Source organism: Bradyrhizobium erythrophlei (assembly GCF_900129505.1).
Taxonomy (GTDB): Bacteria; Pseudomonadota; Alphaproteobacteria; order Rhizobiales; family Xanthobacteraceae; genus Bradyrhizobium; species Bradyrhizobium erythrophlei_D.
The window spans coordinates 6,186,615-6,205,358 of sequence record NZ_LT670818.1; the positions used below are offsets into that span (position 1 = coordinate 6,186,615).

An 18,744-nucleotide genomic window follows, 5' to 3' on the forward strand; every position below is an offset into this window, starting at 1 on the left:
TTCATCAGGGAAACCGCGTGAGCATGTTGTCGGCGCGCTCGATCAGCGGTCGGGCGATCTGCCGCCGTCGGGTGCCTTGCGCGATTGATACAATTTGACGACGCCCTGCGCCGTCTGGACGGTCAGGCGGGAAAATCTTGCTTTCAACGCGTCAAGGCGTTGCGCGGAAAGCCTGAAATCCGGCGCGCCAAGAAACAGCAGCGACATCGTGGTCTCCCACGAATAATCGAGTGACTTGGCAAAAATGACGGGCATTTCGCCGGTGCTGTCGATCAATCCCCGCTCGATGACGTTTGCAGGCAGGGAGCACAACAAGGAGAGCGCTATGGTCACTTCCGGGAATCTATGGGACCGGGCATATTCGAGAATATCTTCCTCATGCAGATTGCCGTATCGATGAAGCGCCGAAATGGCTTTTTTTGCGCGAAAATAGTCTGGTGACGCGGGTCCGAACACCGAGTGCAATTGGCTGGTGACGTCCCTGACGAGAGCTCCAACTTCGGTCGCCTGGTCCGGGCGCTCCCGTTCCAGCTTCTTTCTGACTTCGTCGGAGGCTTTTGCGATCAACTGCTGGAAGATCGGCCTTGGAATGTCGCTGCGCTGGCCAAGAATCTCGATCAGGATCGAATCGCGCTCGGACCGCTTTATCAATTTGAGAAATCCCAAATCCGAAAAGCGCGCCCCGGCATTGCTCGCTACCGACTTCACGACCTCCTTGTTGCCAGCCGAAACCAGCACGTCCGTAACCGGTTCGGCGACAGAGTCCCTTTTCGATATCGCGAGAAGGTGTTGCTGACTCCCGGAGCTCGCAACCCAAACCAGGGTTCTCACGTCAACCCGCTTCGATTGCCGGAGAACGGGTTCCGCAACGAGGATCGACTTGTCGGCGGCCAACTTGTTGATGCAATTGACCGGAGCATTGTCTGTAACGGCAAGCCGTCTTGCGAGTTGCGCCCGCGCCACGACCTCGAGGTCGCGCGCGAGCCGCTCGATGATCTGTCCAAAGACCCAGACCTGGTTCTCGGAATATTGACCGGTTATCAGAACATCGGTCGTGTGCCACAACGCCCGCAACAGGCTTTCCTCAGAGCCACGCGAAATCGACTCTTCGAGCTCCTGCAAAAGCGACATGGTGCCATCCATTCGGCCGCTCTAGCTGCTTCAAAAACAAATCTGAAAAACTCTCGCGGATCACGCGCGGCGATGAATATTGCCAACCAATTACCGAACTATCCGAGCCTGGCCTCCCGCGGCTGACGAGTTAGGACATTGCCTAATCGACCAATCTTAGCTTGACCCGGCGAGGAGCTTCCTTTTCACATTTCTCCGCATGGAGTTTTCGCAAGCGGTCGTGTTCGTCCTGGAAATCCTGAAGCGCATGATGCAGGTCAGCTGCAGCCCGGCGCATTTGGCTTCGTATCTCACGGCGTTCAGATAAACCAAGGTGCGTCGATCCCAAATCTTCCCACGCCACCCGGAGCAATTGTTTCAGCCCGAGAATGTTTTTGGCAATCACTTCGAGTTCCGTCATCCGCGTCTCTTGATGACCAATAACCAAATATTCTGTGGACGGCGGCGATTCGCAACGAATTTCGTTGAGGGGGCGTGCGCAGCAATGCAACCGTGGCGATACAGACCGGCTGAGTTTCGCGCCGCTGTGCGCTGCTCAGATAGCGACACACTAGCCAAGTTGCGCCAGGATGGCGCCCGCCGCCGCCTGGTTAACCGGCCCTCACCGCGAAGCCCAAAAGACGCACGATCCCGCGGCTGGATCGTTAAAATTTGAAGCGTATTCAATTCAGATCGCCTTGGAGTTGGAATCAGTCATGAAGCATCACGACACGCCGCCGCTGCCCGTCATCGCCTTTCAAGCCATCGCCAACCTGGCGCCGTGCGATGAGGTGCCGGAGCGGGCGAGTTTCCCCTGGTATGCTTCCACCATGCTGGCCTGCGAATCCTTCGAAGTGATCCGTCTTCGTCTGGAAAAACTGCTGATCGGTGGCGATGACGCGCATCACGAGGCCCGCCTGATGGTGAGCGAGAAGGTCGACGCGATGTTCGAAGCCGGTGCGAGCCTGATGGCCGGCGCGACGCCTGCGTCCATCATCGACCGCTATCGCGAGCATGTTGCGGCGAACAGCAAACGTCTTTCGGCTATTTGAGCACGATCCACGCCGGGGCGTGGTCGCTGGCGCCTTCTTCCCCCCGGATTTCGCGATCGACGCCGGCCCTGATCAGGCGCGGTGCCAGCGCAGGGCTCAGCAGGAGGTGATCGAGCCGCAGGCCCGCATCGCGCTGCCAGCGGTTTCGCTTGTAATCCCAGAACGTGTAGATCGGCTTTTCCGGGTACGATTGCCGGATCGCGTCGCACCAGCCCTGTGCCACCAGCGATTTGAACGCGGCGCGGCTCTTCGGCTGGATCAGCGCGTCCTTGTCCCATGATCTGGTCGGGTAGATATCGAGCCCGGTCGGCGCGACGTTGTAGTCGCCCGCCAGCACGGTTGGAATCTCCTGCTTGATGAATTTCGCAGCGTGCGATTTCAGCCGCCTGAACCAGTCGAGCTTGTAGTCGAATTTCGGTCCGGGCTGTGGATTGCCGTTCGGCAAATAGAGGCTGGTAACGATGATGCCGCCCACGGCAGCCTCGATATAGCGCGCCTCGCGGTCATCGGCGTCGCCGGGCAGTTGGCTCCGGACCAGCACGGGATCGGCGTTGCGCGCCAGGATCGCGACGCCGTTCCAGGTCTTCTGTCCGCGCCAGACCGCGCCGTAGCCGGCCTTGTCGATCGCGGCGGCCGGAAACCCGTCGTCGGTCGATTTCAGTTCCTGCAGCGCGACCACGTCGGGCTTTGCCGTGCGCAGCCAGTGCAAGAGATTGGGCAGGCGGCGGTTGACATTGTTGATGTTGAAGGTTGCGATTTTCATGGGCAGACTGGCGGATGCCGATCAGGGGGAGGGTAGCATGCCAAAGCTGGGTTTCGCCGTTGCCGCCATCGTGCTGGGATTTTCCTCAGCCGCATTCGCGCAAGCCCTGACCGCCGAAGATCAGGCGGCCTGCAAGGCGGATTTTGAAAAATACTGCAAAGGCACCGTCCCCGGCGGCGGCCGCATCATCGCCTGCCTGAACAAGCAGTACGCCGAACTCGCCGCGCCGTGCAAGAAAGTGCTCGACGCGCAGAAAAAGTAGGAAGCGCTAGCTTGCGGCGGTGGCCGGGCTGGTTGCCGCGGCGGCGGGTTGGGCTACGGCCCCGGCGGCCGCGCCGCCTTTGTAGACCCGCGTATAGCGCGGGCCGAGGCTGGTCAGCACTTCGTAGCCGATGGTGCCGAAATGGTGCGCGAGTTCGTCGACCGTGATGCCCTCGCCAATCAGCGTCGCCATGTGGCCGCGCCGCGCCGCGTTCTTTTCGAGATCGGTGATGTCGACGGCGATCAGGTCCATCGAGACGCGGCCCGCGATCGGGCAGCGCTTGCCGGCGACGATCACCTCGGCGCCGCGGGTGCCGTCGTTGCTGCCGCCAGCGCGGAAATAGCCGTCGGCATAGCCGGCGGAGACGATCGCGAGTTTTGTGGGTCGCCGCGCGGTCCAGGTTCCGCCATAGCCGACGGTCTCGCCCTTATCGATCGAGCGGAGCTGCACGATGCGGGCCTTGAGGTCGACCACGCCCTGCATCGGGTTGTCGGCTTCCGGCGTCGGATTGATGCCGTAGAGCGCCGCCCCCGGCCGCACCAGGTCGAACTGGAACTGGGCGCCAAGGAAGACGCCCGACGAATTCGCCAGTGAGGCCGGCACGCCGGAGAACAGGCTGGCGATCTCGCGGAAGGTCGCAAGCTGCCTGGCGTTCTGCGGATGATGGAGCGCTTCGGCGCAGGCGAGGTGGCTCATGACCAGCGTGATGCCGTGGTCGCCGGCATTGATCCGGGGGATGATGCCCTGGGCTTCCGTGATGGTCAGGCCGAGGCGGTTCATGCCGGTGTCGATATGGATGCCCGCGCCGCCCTCCCAGCCCGAGCGCCGGCAGAACACGTCCCATTCGGCGAGTTCGTTGAGATCGCCGATCACGGGCCTGGCGTTAATCTTGGCGTAGGCGTCGCCGCAATTCTGGAAGAAGCTGTCGAGCACATAGATGGCGGCCTGCGGCAAGGCGGCGCGTGCGGCGCGGGCCTCGTCCAGGGTAGCGACGAAAAACGTCTTGCAGCCGGCGCCGGCCAGCGCGCTGGCGACCGGCGCGAGGCCGCAGCCATAGGCGTTCGCCTTGATTACCCCGGCGCATTCGGCCGGCACCGCCATCTTCTCGAGTTTGCGCCAGTTGGCGACGATGGCGTCGAGATCGACGGTCAAGACGCCGGTGGCCGCCGCCTGGCTGGCTTCGGGCGAAAGCAGGTCGCTGACCGGTTTCGGGGCGGAGGCGATGTTCATGCCGCCGTTTTACGCGCCACGACGCGGCGGTTCAACCGGGCAGGACCCGTTAATAGCCGCGATCCGGCACTTGGCCGTCGGGGGCGAGGTCGCCGAAGCGGGTGACGTTGGCCTCGAAGTGCAAGTCGACGGTGCCGGTCGGGCCGTGACGCTGCTTGCCGATGATGACTTCGGCCTTGCCGTGCGCGAGGTCCATTTCGGTCTGCCACTTCTCGTATTCCGGCGTGCCCGCGCGGGGCTCCTTGTTGGCGAGGTAATATTCCTCGCGGTACACGAACATCACGACGTCGGCGTCCTGTTCGATCGAGCCGGATTCGCGCAAGTCCGACAGTTGCGGACGCTTGTCGTCGCGGTTTTCCACCTGGCGCGACAGCTGCGACAGCGCGATCACGGGAACGTTGAGTTCTTTCGCCAGCGCCTTCAGGTTGGTCGTGATCTCCGTGACCTCCTGCACGCGGTTGTCGTTGCCGCGCTTTCCCGAGCCTTGCAAAAGCTGGATGTAGTCGATCACGATGAGGTCGAGCCCCTTCTGCCGCTTTAGCCGCCGCGCCCGCGCGGTGAGCTGCGAAATCGACAGGCCGCCGGTTTCGTCGACATAGAACGGCAGCGACTGCAGCTCGATCGAATAATCGCGGATCTTTTCGAAATCTACTTCGGTGATGCCGCCGCGGCGGATCAAACTGGAGGAAATGCCGGTGCGCTCGGCGATGATACGGGTGGCGAGCTGTTCGGCCGACATTTCGCAGGAGAAGAAGCCGACAATGCCGCCATTGATCGACTTCATGGTGCCGTCGGGCTGAACCTCGGCGCGGTGCGCCCTGGCGACGTTAAAGGCGATGTTGGTGGCGAGCGCGGTCTTGCCCATGCCCGGACGGCCTGCCAGGACGATGAGGTCGGAAGGCTGCAGGCCGCCCATCTTGGTGTCGAGGTCGCGCAGGCCGGTGGCAATGCCGGAGAGCTTGCCGTCGCGCTGGAACGCTTTGGCGGCCATGTCGACGGCTACCGTCAGCGCCTGGGAAAAGCGCTGGAAACCGCCGTCGTAACGGCCGGACTCCGCCAGTTCGTAAAGCCGTCGCTCGGCATCCTCGATCTGCGCCCGCGGCGCGAAATCCACCGGCGCCTCATAGGCGACGTTGACCATGTCCTCGCCGATCCCGATCAGATCGCGGCGCAGCGACAATTCATAAACGGTACGTCCGTAATCCTGGGCGTTGATGATGGTGGTGGCCTCGGCGGCGAGGCGTGCGAGGTATTGGCCGACCGTCATGCCGCCGATGTCGGTGTCCGCGGGGAGGAAGGTCTTCAGCGTGACGGGGGTGGCGACCTTGCCCATCCGAATCAGGCTGCCCGCGGTCTCGTAGATCGTCAGGTGAAGCGGCTCGAAGAAGTGTTTCGGCTCCAGAAAGTCCGATACCCGATAAAAAGCGTCGTTGTTGACCAGTATAGCGCCGAGCAGGGCCTGTTCCGCCTCGATATTGTGCGGCGCGCTCCGATAGGCTGGAGTTCCGGCGTCGGGAGCGAGTTTCAGGACGTTCGAATCAAGTGCAGCCATGGTGCTCGAGTGTTCGTGGAACTTGGGCGGATACGGGGCGGCGATAAAGCGCCTGTCCTAGGGCAAGCGGAAGCGCCGTGACGCCTTATGCACGATTCACACAATGGGTGTTGGGATTTCCCGATGCTGTGGCGCAATGGAGCTTGACGGGTTTCCGCCCTGCCAACCTGCCGGCCGGCGTCGTCCGGCGCTCGAAAATCCCGGGAATATGACGGGCGCGGACTGAACCTTATCCCGCCCCGGAGATACCCATCCTAGAGGCAGAGGCCAGTCCGGGACCCGCGATCTCCGCTGGTTCAGATCAGGACGAGGTAGATCAGCGCGATCACGGCCGCGCCGACACTGGCTGCGATCAGGGCGTAGTCGGTGCCGAGGTCACCCTTCGGGCCGAACGGAGATTGGCAGGTTCTCTGGGCCATGGCGGAAGCTTTAGGATAGTCCGCCGGGTCTTTCTGTGAAGCACCTCACATCCGACCGGTGATGTTTGCGGCATGGTGGGGAACAGACGGCAGATTTCCGGATTGGTAGTGGGGCGTTTTGGCAAGGACAGGCAATGGGCCGGCGGCTTCAAATTTGGCGATCAGGGGACGGCGAGCGACGCTGGCTGTCGATGCTGGTCGACGCCATGGAAGAAGTGTCGCGCCCGGAAATCCGGAAGATTCCCTGCGATCCGCGGATCGTGATCGCGCTTCGCGCCCAGCTGGCGCGCCCGGCCTCGCCGTATCCTTACGGCATCTCGAAATTCAGCCTGCGGAACTAGTTTCCCGGCCTTACTCCCCGGCGATCTGCAGCCGCGGCCGCTGGCCGCGCTCGATGCCGCGCAGCTTCGTCTCTTCGTGGCCGATGTAATCGCGCGTCATCGGCACCACGCCCTGGCGCTTGGTGAGCTGGATCTGGAAGTTCATCATGTTCTGCTTGCGGAACGACATCTCGGAGCAGGCGAGGTAAAACTCCCACATCCGCGCAAAGCGCTCGTCATAGAGCTGCACCGCTTCCTCACGCCGGGCCATGAAGCGCTGACGCCAGGCTTTCAGGGTTTCGGCGTAATGCAACCGCAGGATTTCGGTGTCGCACACCAAAAGTCCGGCGCGCTCGATCGCGGGCATCACCTCGGAAAGCGCCGGGATGTAGCCGCCGGGGAAGATATATTTCGCGATCCAGGGATTGGTGGCATCAGGTCCCTCGGATCGGCCGATCGAGTGCAACAGCATCACGCCATCGTCGGTGAGAAGTTCGGCGCAGCGCCTGAAATAGGTCTCATAGAAGTCGACGCCGACATGCTCGAACATGCCCACCGACACGATGCGGTCGAACGGCCCGGTGACGTCGCGATAGTCCTCGAGGAAAAATTTCGCCGTCAGGTTCTTCTCGGCGGCACGCGCGTTCGCCACCTGCAATTGTTCGGTCGACAGCGTGATGCCGGTGACGTTGGCGCCGGTCATCTCGGCCAGATAGAGGCTAAGTCCGCCCCAGCCGCAGCCGATGTCGAGCACGCGATTACCGTGCTCGATCAGCAGCTTCGCGGCAAGATGGCGCTTCTTGGCGAGCTGGGCATCGTCAAGGGTTGCGTCCGGCGTTTCAAAATAGGCGCAGCTGTATTGCTTGTCGGCGTCCAGGAAGAGGGAATACAGCCGCCCGTCGAGATCGTAGTGATGCGCGACGTTGTCTTTCGAGCGGTCGCGCGGATTGAACTGCCGGACGTGCCTGACGAGATAGCGCAGCCACCACTGCAGCTTGGCCCAGCGCGGCAGAATGTCGGGCTGGTCCATCAGGATCGCCAGCGCATCCGCAATCGTGCCGTTCTCGACGACGAAGCTGCCTTCCATGTAGACTTCGCCGAGCGCAAGTTCGGGATTGAGGAGCACCCTGCGTTCGGCGTCAGCGGTCAAAAAGCGAACGGACACCGGCTGGCCGGTTCCATCGCCGCAGCTAAATTTCGCCCCGCTCGCAGTGGTAAAATTCATCGCACCGCGGCGAATGAACTGCTGCAGGAAATAACGCAACAAACGGTCCATCGAAACCACCAAACTGAGCGATCCCAACGAGCTAACGCACCGGCCGTCACTCGACGCATTCGGGACCAGATGATCCCTTCTGCCACCCATTAATAATAGGGATGATGAAACGCGCGCGCTAGTGCGTTGTTCACAAAGCGGATATTCCAGAATGGAACGCTCACGCGGTTGCGCCATAAGCGTGCTTCCATTCGCGGGATAATCGGCTAAAAGGTGACCGCCGCCGCTGCCCGGTTTGGGGCCGCTGGAAGCGATTTCCATATCCGGAGAACAGGGCATGTTGGGCCGAGCGCTCAGTTTAGCGACGGTGACGCTTTTGATCGGCTGTTTTGCGGCTGCCCCTGCGCGGGCGCAGACGCAGAATCTCGAGGCCGGCAAGAGCCCCTCCCAGATTTTCGCCGGCACCTGCACGGCCTGCCACAAGAGCCCGCGCGGTTTGTTGAAGACCGTGCCCGCGGGCTCGCTCCAGGGGTTCCTGAAGCAGCATTACACCACCAGTCCCGAGATGGCCTCGCTGCTCGCCGCGTTCCTGGTTTCGAACGGGGCGGCCGATACCCGCTACGTCGGGAACCAGGGCAAGCCGGGCAAGGATGAAAAACCGGAAGCCAGGCCCGGTAGCGCGCCGGAGCAACTCGACCGGTTCGGCCACAGGCTCCGCGCCGCGCCGCCACAGGAGGCTCCCAGGCCCGAAGCCGAACTGCCGCGCGAGGCCGCCAAGCCTGACGCTGATGGAGTTGAACCCAGCGGACGCCGCGGCCGCAACGCCAAGCGCCTGGCGCGGCCGGGCGAACCGCCTGCCGCGGAAGGGCAGGCGCCGGATCAGGCGGCCAGCGAGCGCGGCCCCGATGGCCGGAAATTGTCGGCCAAGCAGAAGCTGAGCAAGCGCGGCAGGCCGGCGGGCGAAGAGCCCAAACCCGAATCCGCCAAAACTGAATCCGGCAAAACGGAATCCAGCAAGACCGAACCCGGCAAGGAAGAGCCAGCGAAGGGCGAGGCGGCAAAGGAAGAGACGCCCAAGAACGAGCCCAAGAGCGAGTCCCAGACCGATACGGCCAAGGGTGATACTCCGAAGAGCGAGCCGGCCAAGAGTGAAACCGGCAAGAGTGAGACTGCCAAGACCGCGGGCGATAAGCCCGAGGGCACCGAGCCGTCCGGCGAGGGCAAATCCGAATCCGCCAAGGAAACCGTCAAGATCGATACGCCGAAGGAGACGGGCAACAAGGACACCCCGGCGCTGCGACCCGATCCGGTTCCACCGGTCACTGCGGCGCCGGCGGTTTCCGCGGCCGTCACCGGCAGCACGGCGGAGCCGTCTGCCGGATCCTCTGCGCCAACGCCCGCTCAGTCTGCGCCGCCGCCGGCCACGACAGAATCGCTGCCGCCTTCACCGCCCGTTGCCCCGGCGGGACCGCCGGCGCCGCCGATCTCTCAATAATTTTTCGACGGAGCAGGCCCGGCGGCATCCGTGACCGTCGCGCTGGCCTTGATTGCGATGCGCGAGAAAGCGCCGGCAAGAGTCCCAAACCCGGCCTGACCGGGCCGGGCTTGGACACTTCGCCGTGATCAGGACGCGAAAGGCGCGTTACTTTTCCGAAGCGGCTTCGGCCTCGGGTTCCTCGTCGCGGCGGGCTTCCGGATCGAAGAATTCGCCGGCCGCGGCGAGCGCTTCGGCGGCGGCATCCTGGTCTTCCTGACGGGTGGAGATGTCCTCGCCGCGATTGATGCGTTCGGCCTCGTCGGCGCTGCGCGCGACCGTCACGCTGACGCCGACCTCGACTTCCGGATGCACGGCGATCGCGATTTTGTGCTTGCCGATGGTCTTGATCGGCGCGTCCAGCATGACCTGGCTGCGGCTGATGGTGACGCCATCGGCTTCAAACGACGCGAGAATGTCGCGAACCGATACCGAGCCGAACAACTGGCCGGACTCGGAAGCCTGACGCAGCACCACGACGTTGCGGCCGTCGATCTTCTCGGCGACCTTGGTTGCCTCGCCCCTGGCCTTGAGGTTGCGGGCTTCAAGTTCGGCCTTCATGCCGTCGAACTTGGAGCGATTGTCCGCGGTGGCGCGCAGCGCCTTGCCGCGCTTGAGCAGAAAATTGCGGGCAAACCCGTCCTTGACGCGGACGACTTCGCCCATCTGGCCGAGCTTGGCGACGCGTTCGAGCAAAATGACTTCCATATTGGTTCTCCTTTGGTTGGCTTGAGGCTTGAGAAGTTGAGTTGAGAATCCGAATTCACGATGCGGGGAGGGGCGGCGGCCTCCCTTGCAGATAGCGCTGGCGAAGGCCGAAGACCGCGTCGGCCAGCCCGAGCGCAACCATTGCCAAAACCGGCCAGCCGAACACCGCCACGACAACGTAGGTGCAGCCGAGCCAGACCGCGCGGCTCTTCAACGCCAGTGTCAGCGTGTGCAGCACTGCGAAGCCGACCAGCGCGTAAGCCATCATCAGGGTAGCGGTGACGATCTGCGCCAGGATCGCAAGCAGCCCGCCGGTAAAGCACAACGCGATCGCGACGCACAATGCGGCCAGCGTCATCGGCGGCAGCGCAGCGCTTTTCAGGTTCGGCCAGGGGCGGTGCAGCCGTCCCGAGGTCGCGGTGATCTTGGCTGCCAGAAAGAGGTTGAGCGTCAGCGTTGCCATCGCGACCAGGGCTGCCGCGGATGGTGCAATGTTAACGAGCGCATCGATCCATCGCTCGGTCTCGGCGCTCGGCGCCGCGTCGCGCAGATCGAGCATCCGCAGCAGGAAGCGTCGCAGGGCGCCGGTGATGGCGTCGGCGTCGGTGCTAAGCGTGAGCAGGGCGGCCATCGTGGTCAGGGCGGCAAAAGCGCCGATCCAGAGCAGGATGCGGCCGACCGGATACCATTCAAGGTCGGGTGCCACTGGCGCGGCACCATCGGCCGACGAGACGTCGCTGGCGATAGACCGCCCGAGCAGCGCCAGATGCCCGAGCCACCAGGCGGGCACCGCCACGGTGACGGCAAAGGCGATGCAGTAGGGAAGGCCGAAGATCGCGCCGAGACCGATCGCCGCCGCGATGCCGCCGACGGTGGCGCTGAGCGGTCCCCATCCGATCGCGGCCACCATCAGCGGCAGCGGCGCCAGATAGAACAGCAATAGCGAGATCAGCGCGCCCGAGATGATCGAGGCGAACATCAGCGCCGACGCGCAGCCGGCGGCAAGCGCAATGAGAAGGGTCGCGATCATCAGCTGTCCCGCTCCTTTCGAGCGGTTAGAGGTTCTGTTCGAGAACCCCAACCATCGGCAACCGGACGACCCGGAAGCCTTATGAGTTATGAGTATGTGACCCGCGGCGCGAACGCCGCGGATCAAAAGACGTTGTTAGCGGATCACGTAAGGCAGCAGACCGAGAAAGCGCGAGCGCTTGATGGCGCGCGCGAGTTCACGCTGCTTCTTGGCGGAGACGGCGGTGATGCGGCTCGGCACGATCTTGCCGCGCTCGGAGACGTAACGCATCAAAAGCTTGGAATCCTTGTAGTCGATTTTCGGCGCATTCGGACCCGTGAACGGGCAGGTCTTGCGGCGGCGGAAAAACGGACGGCGTGCACCAGCTTCAGCCATGATTCTTACTCCTCAACCGCTGCATCATCGTCGCGCGGACGGCGCGGACCGCGGTCGCCACGGTAGCCGCCGCCCTCACGGTCGCCCCGGAAGCCACCCTCGCGGTCGCCACGGAAGCCGCCGCCACGGTCGTCGCGATCACGGTCGCGATCGGCCTTGCGCATCATCGCCGAGGGGCCTTCCTCGTGCTCTTCGACGCGAACGGTGAGATAGCGGATCACGTCTTCGCTAATCCGCTCCTGCCGCTCGATCTCGGAGACCGCCGCCGACGGGGCGTCGATGTTCAGCAGCACGAAATGCGCCTTGCGATTCTTGTTCATCCGGTAGGTGAGGGAGCGCACGCCCCAGTTTTCCATCTTCACGACCTTGCCGCCGAGCTGCTCGACGATGCCGGTCATCTGGGTTGTCAGTTCTTCGACCTGCTGGGTGCTCGCATCCTGACGCGCGAGAAAAACATGCTCATAAAGAGGCATGGGTGTCCTTTCCTAGTGTTGGCGCGGTTCCCGGCGGCAAGCCCTTCGAGCCCTTCGGAAAGGACTCGACGATAAGCTCAGAAGGCGGAAGCACGGGACGACGGGCCGACTGGCCCTGCCACATCAACATCGCCGATAAGGTGAAATTGCTGAGACCGTCCGTTCAGCTCCCGGCCGGGATCCACGGATGGCGCGGTTTATAAGCATTTTGAGCGGGCTGGCAAGCGCTCATGCTGGGTTCGGGGCCGGATTCGGGAGGGGCCGGCGGGCCTTTCATAGCGGCCCGTTGACATTTTTGTTTGTATAACATACAAACAGAATGCCCGAGGGTAAGAAAATGACTCCCAAGTTCGTCCAAACGGCTGAAATGCCGGCCGGCGATCCCAAGCACGCCGCGCGCGCCACGCGTTCGGCCGGGCGCCAGATGCGCTCGCGGCTGCTCAATGGCGCCAGCCGCCTGTTCAAGGAGCGCGGCCTGTCCGGCACCTCGATCTCCGATATCGCAGCCGCCGCGGACGCGTTTCCAAGCCAGATCACCTATTACTTCCGCACCAAGGAGGCACTGTTCGTCGAGGCAGCCTGCCGCGACATGCTCTACGTGGCACGCGCGGCCGAGCAGGCGGCGCTATCCGCGCAGACGCCGCGCGAATACACCCGCGCGCTGGTCGACAGCGTGACGGCGACCGATTCGGTCGCCTTCTTTGCCGAAGCGCTGACGCTGACGCGCCGCCGCCAGGATCTAGCGCCGCTGGTCGAGCGCACCATCGAGCGGCTGCACGGCGAGGGCTTGCGCGCCTATGCCGGCCAGATCGAACGGCACGGCTGGAACACGCTGCGCGATCCCGATGCGACCTCGCGGCGGTTCTGGGCGGTCGCGATCGGCGTGATGGTCGAGGGCTATGCGATGGGCCGTTCGCCGGAGGAATTGTCGCGCGAGATGCTGCGCGTGCTCGGCGAGCAGGCGACGGCAACGTCCACCGGCGGCAGCGCGCGCCTGCGCCTCGTTGGCGACCACGCATCCACTTCAAGCTCACCCGATGGGGAGACATCATCATGACCGCGCTTCGCATGCGTGCCCGCGATTTCCTGAGCGAGGACGAACTGATCGCCGTGCGCGAGCGTTCGACTTGGAAAGGCGTCGCCATGATCGTCCATGCGTGGGCGCTGATATTGGGTTCGATCGCGCTGGTCGCGTGGTGGCCCAATCCGCTGATCTTTGTGCTGGCGGTTGGCATCATCGGCTCGCGCCAGCTCGGGCTCGCGATCCTGATGCATGACGGCGCGCATGGCTGCCTGTCGGCTGACGAGAAGACCAATCTGACCCTGAGCCAGTGGTTCTGCGCTTATCCGATTTTCGCCGAAACCCGCGCCTATCGCCGCTATCATCTCCAGCATCACGCGCGCACCCAGCAGGACGACGATCCCGATCTCATTCTGTCGGCGCCGTTTCCGATCACGAAGATGAGCTACCGCCGCAAATTCCTGCGCGATATCACCGGGCAGACCGGCTATCAGCAGCGCAAGGCGCAATTGCTCAACGCGCTTGGGCCCAGGGAATGGCCGTTCAAGCAGCGCGCCGCACATTTCTGGGAAAAGCTCGGCCCGCAATGCGTCGTCAATGCGGTGGTGTTCGCGGGGCTCGCTGCGGCCGGCGTGTGGTGGGCCTATCCGCTATTGTGGCTATTGCCGCTCGTTACCTGGATGATGGTGATCACCCGCATCCGCAACATTGCGGAGCACGCCGTAGTGCCCGACAGCGCCGATCCCTTGCGCAACACCCGCACCACGCATGCCGGTTTCCTCGAGCGGCTGTTCATTGCGCCGTACTACGTGAACTATCACCTCGAGCATCATCTGTTGTTCTACGTGCCCTGTTACAACCTGCCGCGCGTTCACCGTATTCTCAGCGCCAGCCGGCATGCCGAGCGCATGGAGGTGCAGCCGAACTACGCAGCCGTGTTGCGGCTGGCGACGGCGAAGCCGAACCAGGAGGATCGCCCGGGGCAATTGGTGAGCAGCCTGCGCCGCGCGCGGGCCGGCGCCGAGGTCGGCGGCGATCAAAAGGCAGGTGGTTTCTAGAGGTCGCGGTGCTTGATACGATTTCCGCCGCAGATGGGGGCGTAAGTTCAACCGGCAGCCCGAACTGCGCAGGATCTAACGAATGATCGATCTCACGACACTGATTAGCTACGTCGCGGTTGTGCTCGGCTTTGTGTTCATTCCGGGGCCCGCCACACTTCTCACGGTTACGCGGGCAACGAGTTCGGGCACAAAGGTGGGCCTCGCGACCGGCGCCGGGATTGCGGCCGGCGACGTGTTTCACAGCTTCATGGCCATTGTCGGTATCTCGGCCGTCGTTGCGACTTCGGCGGTGCTGTTCAGCGTCATCAAATACATTGGCGCGGCGTATCTTGTTTACTTCGGCATCCGTGCAATTCTGCACAAACCCGCGGCAAATCTGGTTGCCGTCGGCCTCCCGATCTCGGCCGGGAGAGCATTTAGGCAAGCGATTTTGGCCGAGGTGCTAAACCCGAAGACGGCACTTTTTTTCCTCGCGTTCCTGCCCCAGTTCGTGCGGCCAGAAAACGGATCGGTCATGCTTCAGTTGACGGTTTTGGGGATTGTCTTTGTTCTACTGGGCCTCGTCAGCACGGCGGTTTTTGCTGTGTGCGCCGGAGTTCTCGGCAACTTCCTCCGTCGAAATCCGACCGTGCTTAAATGGCAGGGCAAGGTCGTTGGCGGCATCTACTGTGCGCTTGGTGTTCGTTTGGCGTTGCAGGAACGCTGAATCGGCCGCTGTCGCGGCGCGCCGCATGGTCCAGGTTCGGCGTGCGGCATTTAAGACCGCGTAAGCGCGGCGGCGAAGTTCCAGACAGCGTAACCATTTTGCCTGCAAGGCGATTGCTTGTGCGATTGCACCTTCCGTCCGGCTTGACAGCGCGGCGAAAGCCGGTGTCTTACGGCCCGACTTTAGCCATTTCCAGCGGTCTCCTAGGCCACTCGGGGTAATAATGACGGCAGCATTCACCTTTCCGGGGCAGGGCTCCCAGGCGGTCGGCATGGGCAAGGCCATGGCGGAGGCCTTTCCGGCCGCGCGCGCGGTGTTCGACGAGGTCGATTCGGCACTCGGGGAGAGACTGACGACGATCATCTGGGACGGCCCGGCCGAGGCCCTGCAGCTCACCGAAAACGCCCAGCCGGCGCTGATGGCGGTCTCATTGGCGACCTTGCGCGTCCTGGAGACCGAGGCCGGTTTCTCGGTTGGGCGCGACGCCGCCTTCGTGGCCGGACATTCGCTCGGCGAATATTCCGCGCTGGCCGCCGCCGGCAGCCTTTCGATCTCCGACACCGCGCGCCTGTTGCGCACCCGCGGCCTTGCCATGCAGAAGGCGGTGCCGGTGGGTGTCGGCGCCATGGCCGCTCTGCTCGGCCTCGATTATGAAGCAGCGGTCGCGGTGGCGAACGAGGCGGCGCAGGGGCAGGTTTGCCAGGCCGCCAACGACAATGGTGGCGGGCAGGTCGTGGTTTCCGGCGACAAGGCCGCGGTCGAACGCGCGCTCGAGATCGCCAAGACCAGGGGCGCCAGGCGCGCCATGCTGTTGCCGGTGTCCGCGCCGTTCCATTGCAGCCTGATGCAGCCGGCCGCCGACGTGATGGCCAGGGCGCTCGCCAATGTCACGATCGCAAAGCCGGCTTCGCCGTTGGTGTCGAACGTACTGGCGGCGCCGATTACCGATCCGGACGAGATCCGCCGCCGCCTGATCGAGCAGGTCACGGGAACCGTGCGCTGGCGCGAATCGGTGGCTTACATGGCAAGCCACGGCGTCACCCGGTTCTTCGAAATCGGCTCCGGCAAGGTGCTGTCGGGGCTCGTCAAGCGCATCGCCGAGGGCGCCGTCGGCATTTCGGTCGGCGGCCCGAACGATCTTAATGCCGCGAAAGACGCGCTCGCTGCCGCGCAGCCGGCCTGAGCGAGGGAGAGACCATGATGTTCGATCTGACTGGCAGGACGGCACTCGTCACCGGTGCGACCGGTGGTATCGGGAGCGCCATCGCGCAGGCTCTGCATGCCCAGGGCGCGACGGTGGCCATTTCCGGCACGCGGCGCGAGGTGCTGGACACGCTCGCCGGCAAACTCGGTGAGCGCGTTCACGTGTTGCCCTGCAATCTCTCCGACTCAGCCGAGGTCGAGGCGCTGGTGCCGGCAGCCGAAAAGGCCATGGGCCAGGTCGATATTCTCGTCGCCAACGCCGGCATCACCCGGGACAATCTCTTTGTGCAGTTGCGTGATGAGGATTGGGACGAGGTCATCAAGGTCAACCTGACCGCGACGTTCCGCCTCGCCCGTGCCGCCACCAAACTGATGATGCGCAAGCGTTTCGGCCGCATTATCGCCATCACGTCGATCGTCGGCGTCACCGGCAATCCGGGCCAGGGCAATTACAGCGCCTCGAAGGCCGGACTGATCGGCATGATCAAGTCGCTGGGCGCGGAATATGCCAAGCGCAACGTGACCGCCAACTGCATTGCGCCGGGCTTCATCAGGACCCCGATGACCGACGCGCTCAACGACAAGCAGCGGGAAACGATTCTTTCGAGAGTTCCGGCCGCGCGGCTTGGGACGCCGGAAGATATCGCTGCTGCGGCGGTCTATCTCAGCTCGAACGAGGCGGCCTATGTCACCGGGCAGACCATTCACGTCAACGGTGGAATGGCCATGATTTGAGCCGGTTAACGGCCGCTTTCGCAAGGCGGAATGAGTTTCCGCGGGCCGATGGAGGCTTATAGTCAAGGCTTGGGAAGTATGATAACCGAACCCCCAACGGATGGGCAAAGAACGCCTTGCAGGAATTTGAAACCCTGTATATTGGCGGTGCTGAGCCTGCGACGTTCGCCGGGCCTTTGTCGGCTATGACGGGGCCAAATCAAGACTATGCGCGATTGCGAAGGAAAGTTTACCGACCAGGATGGCTCGTATCGTCTTGGGGACGGGTCTAATGGGAACAAGCACGAGGTTGAACGATGAGTGAGATTGGCGAGCGGGTTAAGAAGATCGTGGTCGAGCACCTTGGTGTTGAACCCGAAAAAGTTGTCGACAACGCGAGCTTCATTGACGACCTCGGCGCCGACAGCCTCGATACCGTCGAGCTCGTGATGGCGTTTGAAGAAGAGTTCGGTTGCGAAATCCCGGATGATGCCGCCGAGACGATTTTGACGGTCGGCGACGCCACAAAATTTCTTGAAAAGAACGCGAAGAGCTGACGCCCAGCGCGGTACTGACGGAGCCGGGCGGGCCGTGGTCGTGCGGTCCACCGGTTTCTTGTTGTGGGCCGCAAATGCTGGGCTGGAGTGCTGGATATGAGGCGGGTTGTCGTCACGGGCCTCGGCATGGTGTCGCCACTTGGCTGTGGCGTCGAACCGACCTGGAAGCGCATCCTCAACAGCGAGAGCGGTGCCAGGAAGATCGATACGTTTGACGTGTCCGATCTGACCAGCCGAATCGCCTGCGTGGTTCCGCGCGGCGACGGCTCCGACGGCACCTTCAATCCCGACCAGTGGATGGAGCCGAAGGACCAGCGCAAGGTCGACGACTTCATCATCTTCGCGATGTGCGCGGCGCGCCAGGCGCTGGACGATGCCGATTGGCATCCGTCCACCGAAGAGGATCGCTGCGCCACCGGCACCATGATCGGCTCCGGAATCGGCGGTCTGTCCGGCATCGCCGACACCGCGCTGCTGCTCAAGGAGCGCGGGCCGCGCAAGGTATCGCCATTCTTCATTCCCGGGCGTCTGATCAATCTGGCTTCCGGCTATGTCTCGATCGAGCACGGCCTCAAGGGCCCCAACCATGCCGTGGTGACGGCATGTTCGACCGGCGCGCATGCGATCGGCGACGCCGGCCGGCTGATTGCGCTCGGCGATGCCGATGTGATGGTGGCGGGCGGAACGGAATCGCCGATCTGCCGGCTGGCGATGGCGGGGTTTTGCGCCTCGCGCGCGCTGTCGACGGGCTTCAACGAAACGCCGGAGCGGGCATCGCGGCCTTATGACAGGGACCGTGATGGTTTCGTCATGGGGGAAGGAGCCGGCGTGGTGGTGCTCGAGGAATACGAGCACGCCAGGGCGCGCGGCGCCAAGATCTACGCCGAGGTGATCGGCTACGGTCTGTCGGGCGACGCCTATCATATCACCTCGCCATCGCCCGACGGTGACGGCGCATTCCGCAGCATGAGCGCCGCCATGAAGCGCGCCGGGATCCGCGCCGCCGATATCGATTACATCAACGCGCACGGGACATCGACGCAGGTCGGCGACGAGATCGAACTCGGCGCGGTCGAACGGCTAATGGGCAACGCCGCCTCGAGGGTGTCGATGTCGTCGACCAAATCGTCGATCGGACATCTGTTGGGCGCGGCGGGAGCGGTGGAGACGATTTTCGGCATCCTGGCGATTCGCGACAACATCGCTCCGCCGACGATCAATCTCGAAAATCCGTCGGTGGAAACCGCGATCGACCTCGTGCCGCAAAACCCGCGCAAGCGCGAGATCAATGTCGTGCTGTCGAATTCTTTCGGTTTCGGCGGCACCAACGCTTCCGTAATCCTGCAGCGCGTGGCCAACTGACGCGCTTGCAAGAAGACTCCACCGATTCGCCGTATTCGGTGCTAAATCCTATACGCGGGCGTAGACTACCGGCAGT

At 63.3% G+C, this 18,744-nt stretch carries 22 protein-coding genes; 11 read left to right on the forward strand and 11 right to left on the reverse strand.

From position 1 onward, the window contains the following. Positions 1–42 precede the first annotated feature (42 nt). Positions 43–1,131 (reverse strand): DUF2336 domain-containing protein, encoded by a 1,089-nt coding sequence (locus tag B5525_RS28635; protein WP_338075216.1) that lies wholly within the window; start codon positions 1,129–1,131, stop codon positions 43–45. Positions 1,132–1,273: 142 nt separating this feature from the next. Continuing rightward, positions 1,274–1,531 carry a hypothetical protein gene (locus B5525_RS44550; RefSeq protein ID WP_154073488.1) on the reverse strand — a complete coding sequence of 86 codons (258 nt, stop codon included), beginning with the start codon at positions 1,529–1,531 and terminating at the stop codon, positions 1,274–1,276. Between the two features lie 295 nt (positions 1,532–1,826). On the opposite strand from B5525_RS44550, the gene B5525_RS28640 reads away from it, so the two are divergent. After that, positions 1,827–2,162: a hypothetical protein gene (locus B5525_RS28640; protein ID WP_244567620.1), complete on the forward strand. Its 336-nt coding sequence runs from the start codon at positions 1,827–1,829 to the stop codon at positions 2,160–2,162. Here B5525_RS28640 and B5525_RS28645 read toward each other — a convergent pair. Continuing rightward, positions 2,155–2,925 carry an exodeoxyribonuclease III gene (locus B5525_RS28645; protein WP_079569007.1) on the reverse strand — a complete coding sequence of 257 codons (771 nt, stop codon included), beginning with the start codon at positions 2,923–2,925 and terminating at the stop codon, positions 2,155–2,157. The genes B5525_RS28640 and B5525_RS28645 overlap by 8 nt on opposite strands. Before the next feature lie 37 nt (positions 2,926–2,962). Here B5525_RS28645 and B5525_RS28650 point away from each other — a divergent pair, with 37 nt between their 5' ends. Beyond that, positions 2,963–3,187, forward strand: a complete 225-nt coding sequence (locus tag B5525_RS28650; RefSeq protein WP_079573904.1) for a cysteine rich repeat-containing protein — start codon at positions 2,963–2,965, stop codon at positions 3,185–3,187. 6 nt (positions 3,188–3,193) lie between these two features. Here B5525_RS28650 and alr read toward each other — a convergent pair whose 3' ends face one another. The 3 genes from alr to B5525_RS47315 all read right to left on the reverse strand — a co-directional run bounded on the left by alr (position 3,194) and on the right by B5525_RS47315 (position 6,388). After that, positions 3,194–4,417, reverse strand: a complete 1,224-nt coding sequence (gene alr, locus B5525_RS28655; protein ID WP_154073489.1) for an alanine racemase — start codon at positions 4,415–4,417, stop codon at positions 3,194–3,196. Between the two features lie 49 nt (positions 4,418–4,466). Further along, entirely contained in the window at positions 4,467–5,969 is a 1,503-nt protein-coding gene (locus B5525_RS28660) for a replicative DNA helicase (protein WP_079569008.1), read from the reverse strand. Positions 5,970–6,265: 296 nt separating this feature from the next. Continuing rightward, positions 6,266–6,388, reverse strand: a complete 123-nt coding sequence (locus tag B5525_RS47315; RefSeq protein ID WP_276328804.1) for a hypothetical protein — start codon at positions 6,386–6,388, stop codon at positions 6,266–6,268. A gap of 134 nt (positions 6,389–6,522) precedes the next feature. Between B5525_RS47315 and B5525_RS28665 the strand changes: the two genes are divergently transcribed. Continuing rightward, complete coding sequence (locus B5525_RS28665) at positions 6,523–6,729, forward strand: hypothetical protein (RefSeq protein WP_079569009.1); 207 nt, start codon at positions 6,523–6,525, stop codon at positions 6,727–6,729. Positions 6,730–6,739: 10 nt separating this feature from the next. On the opposite strand, the gene B5525_RS28670 is transcribed toward B5525_RS28665, so the two are convergent. After that, positions 6,740–7,984, reverse strand: coding sequence for an SAM-dependent methyltransferase (locus B5525_RS28670; protein ID WP_079569010.1), 1,245 nt, complete (start codon positions 7,982–7,984; stop codon positions 6,740–6,742). A gap of 277 nt (positions 7,985–8,261) precedes the next feature. Here B5525_RS28670 and B5525_RS28675 point away from each other — a divergent pair, with 277 nt between their 5' ends. Next, complete coding sequence (locus B5525_RS28675; protein WP_079569011.1) at positions 8,262–9,419, forward strand: hypothetical protein; 1,158 nt, start codon at positions 8,262–8,264, stop codon at positions 9,417–9,419. Between the two features lie 147 nt (positions 9,420–9,566). Here B5525_RS28675 and rplI read toward each other — a convergent pair whose 3' ends face one another. From rplI to rpsF, 4 genes are all read right to left on the reverse strand, one after another. Next, positions 9,567–10,166, reverse strand: coding sequence for a 50S ribosomal protein L9 (gene rplI / locus B5525_RS28680; RefSeq protein WP_079569012.1), 600 nt, complete (start codon positions 10,164–10,166; stop codon positions 9,567–9,569). A gap of 55 nt (positions 10,167–10,221) precedes the next feature. Beyond that, a complete protein-coding gene (locus B5525_RS28685) occupies positions 10,222–11,196 on the reverse strand; it encodes a DUF2232 domain-containing protein (RefSeq protein ID WP_079569013.1) in 975 nt (324 codons plus the stop codon). Positions 11,197–11,331: 135 nt separating this feature from the next. Further along, positions 11,332–11,571, reverse strand: coding sequence for a 30S ribosomal protein S18 (rpsR, locus tag B5525_RS28690; RefSeq protein ID WP_002711478.1), 240 nt, complete (start codon positions 11,569–11,571; stop codon positions 11,332–11,334). Positions 11,572–11,576: 5 nt separating this feature from the next. Continuing rightward, positions 11,577–12,044, reverse strand: a complete 468-nt coding sequence (gene rpsF / locus B5525_RS28695) for a 30S ribosomal protein S6 (protein ID WP_079569014.1) — start codon at positions 12,042–12,044, stop codon at positions 11,577–11,579. Between the two features lie 337 nt (positions 12,045–12,381). On the opposite strand from rpsF, the gene B5525_RS28700 reads away from it, so the two are divergent. The 7 genes from B5525_RS28700 to fabF all read left to right on the forward strand — a co-directional run bounded on the left by B5525_RS28700 (position 12,382) and on the right by fabF (position 18,668). Then, a complete protein-coding gene (locus tag B5525_RS28700; RefSeq protein WP_079573908.1) occupies positions 12,382–13,101 on the forward strand; it encodes a TetR/AcrR family transcriptional regulator C-terminal domain-containing protein in 720 nt (239 codons plus the stop codon). After that, on the forward strand, positions 13,098–14,123 hold the full coding sequence (locus B5525_RS28705) for a fatty acid desaturase family protein (RefSeq protein WP_079569015.1): 1,026 nt from the start codon (positions 13,098–13,100) through the stop codon (positions 14,121–14,123). Before B5525_RS28700 ends, B5525_RS28705 begins: the two co-directional genes overlap by 4 nt. Positions 14,124–14,205: 82 nt before the next feature. Further along, on the forward strand, positions 14,206–14,832 hold the full coding sequence (locus B5525_RS28710; RefSeq protein ID WP_079569016.1) for a LysE family translocator: 627 nt from the start codon (positions 14,206–14,208) through the stop codon (positions 14,830–14,832). A 223-nt stretch (positions 14,833–15,055) separates the two neighbouring features. After that, positions 15,056–16,015 (forward strand): ACP S-malonyltransferase, encoded by a 960-nt coding sequence (gene fabD / locus B5525_RS28715; RefSeq protein WP_079569017.1) that lies wholly within the window; start codon positions 15,056–15,058, stop codon positions 16,013–16,015. Between the two features lie 17 nt (positions 16,016–16,032). Further along, positions 16,033–16,770: a 3-oxoacyl-[acyl-carrier-protein] reductase gene (fabG, locus tag B5525_RS28720; RefSeq protein WP_079573910.1), complete on the forward strand. Its 738-nt coding sequence runs from the start codon at positions 16,033–16,035 to the stop codon at positions 16,768–16,770. 296 nt (positions 16,771–17,066) lie between these two features. Further along, positions 17,067–17,306, forward strand: a complete 240-nt coding sequence (locus B5525_RS28725; protein WP_006610957.1) for an acyl carrier protein — start codon at positions 17,067–17,069, stop codon at positions 17,304–17,306. A gap of 96 nt (positions 17,307–17,402) precedes the next feature. Further along, the gene (gene fabF / locus B5525_RS28730) at positions 17,403–18,668 is read left to right on the forward strand and encodes a beta-ketoacyl-ACP synthase II (RefSeq protein WP_079569018.1); all 1,266 of its coding nucleotides are present in this window, start codon (positions 17,403–17,405) and stop codon (positions 18,666–18,668) included. Positions 18,669–18,744 lie beyond the last annotated feature (76 nt).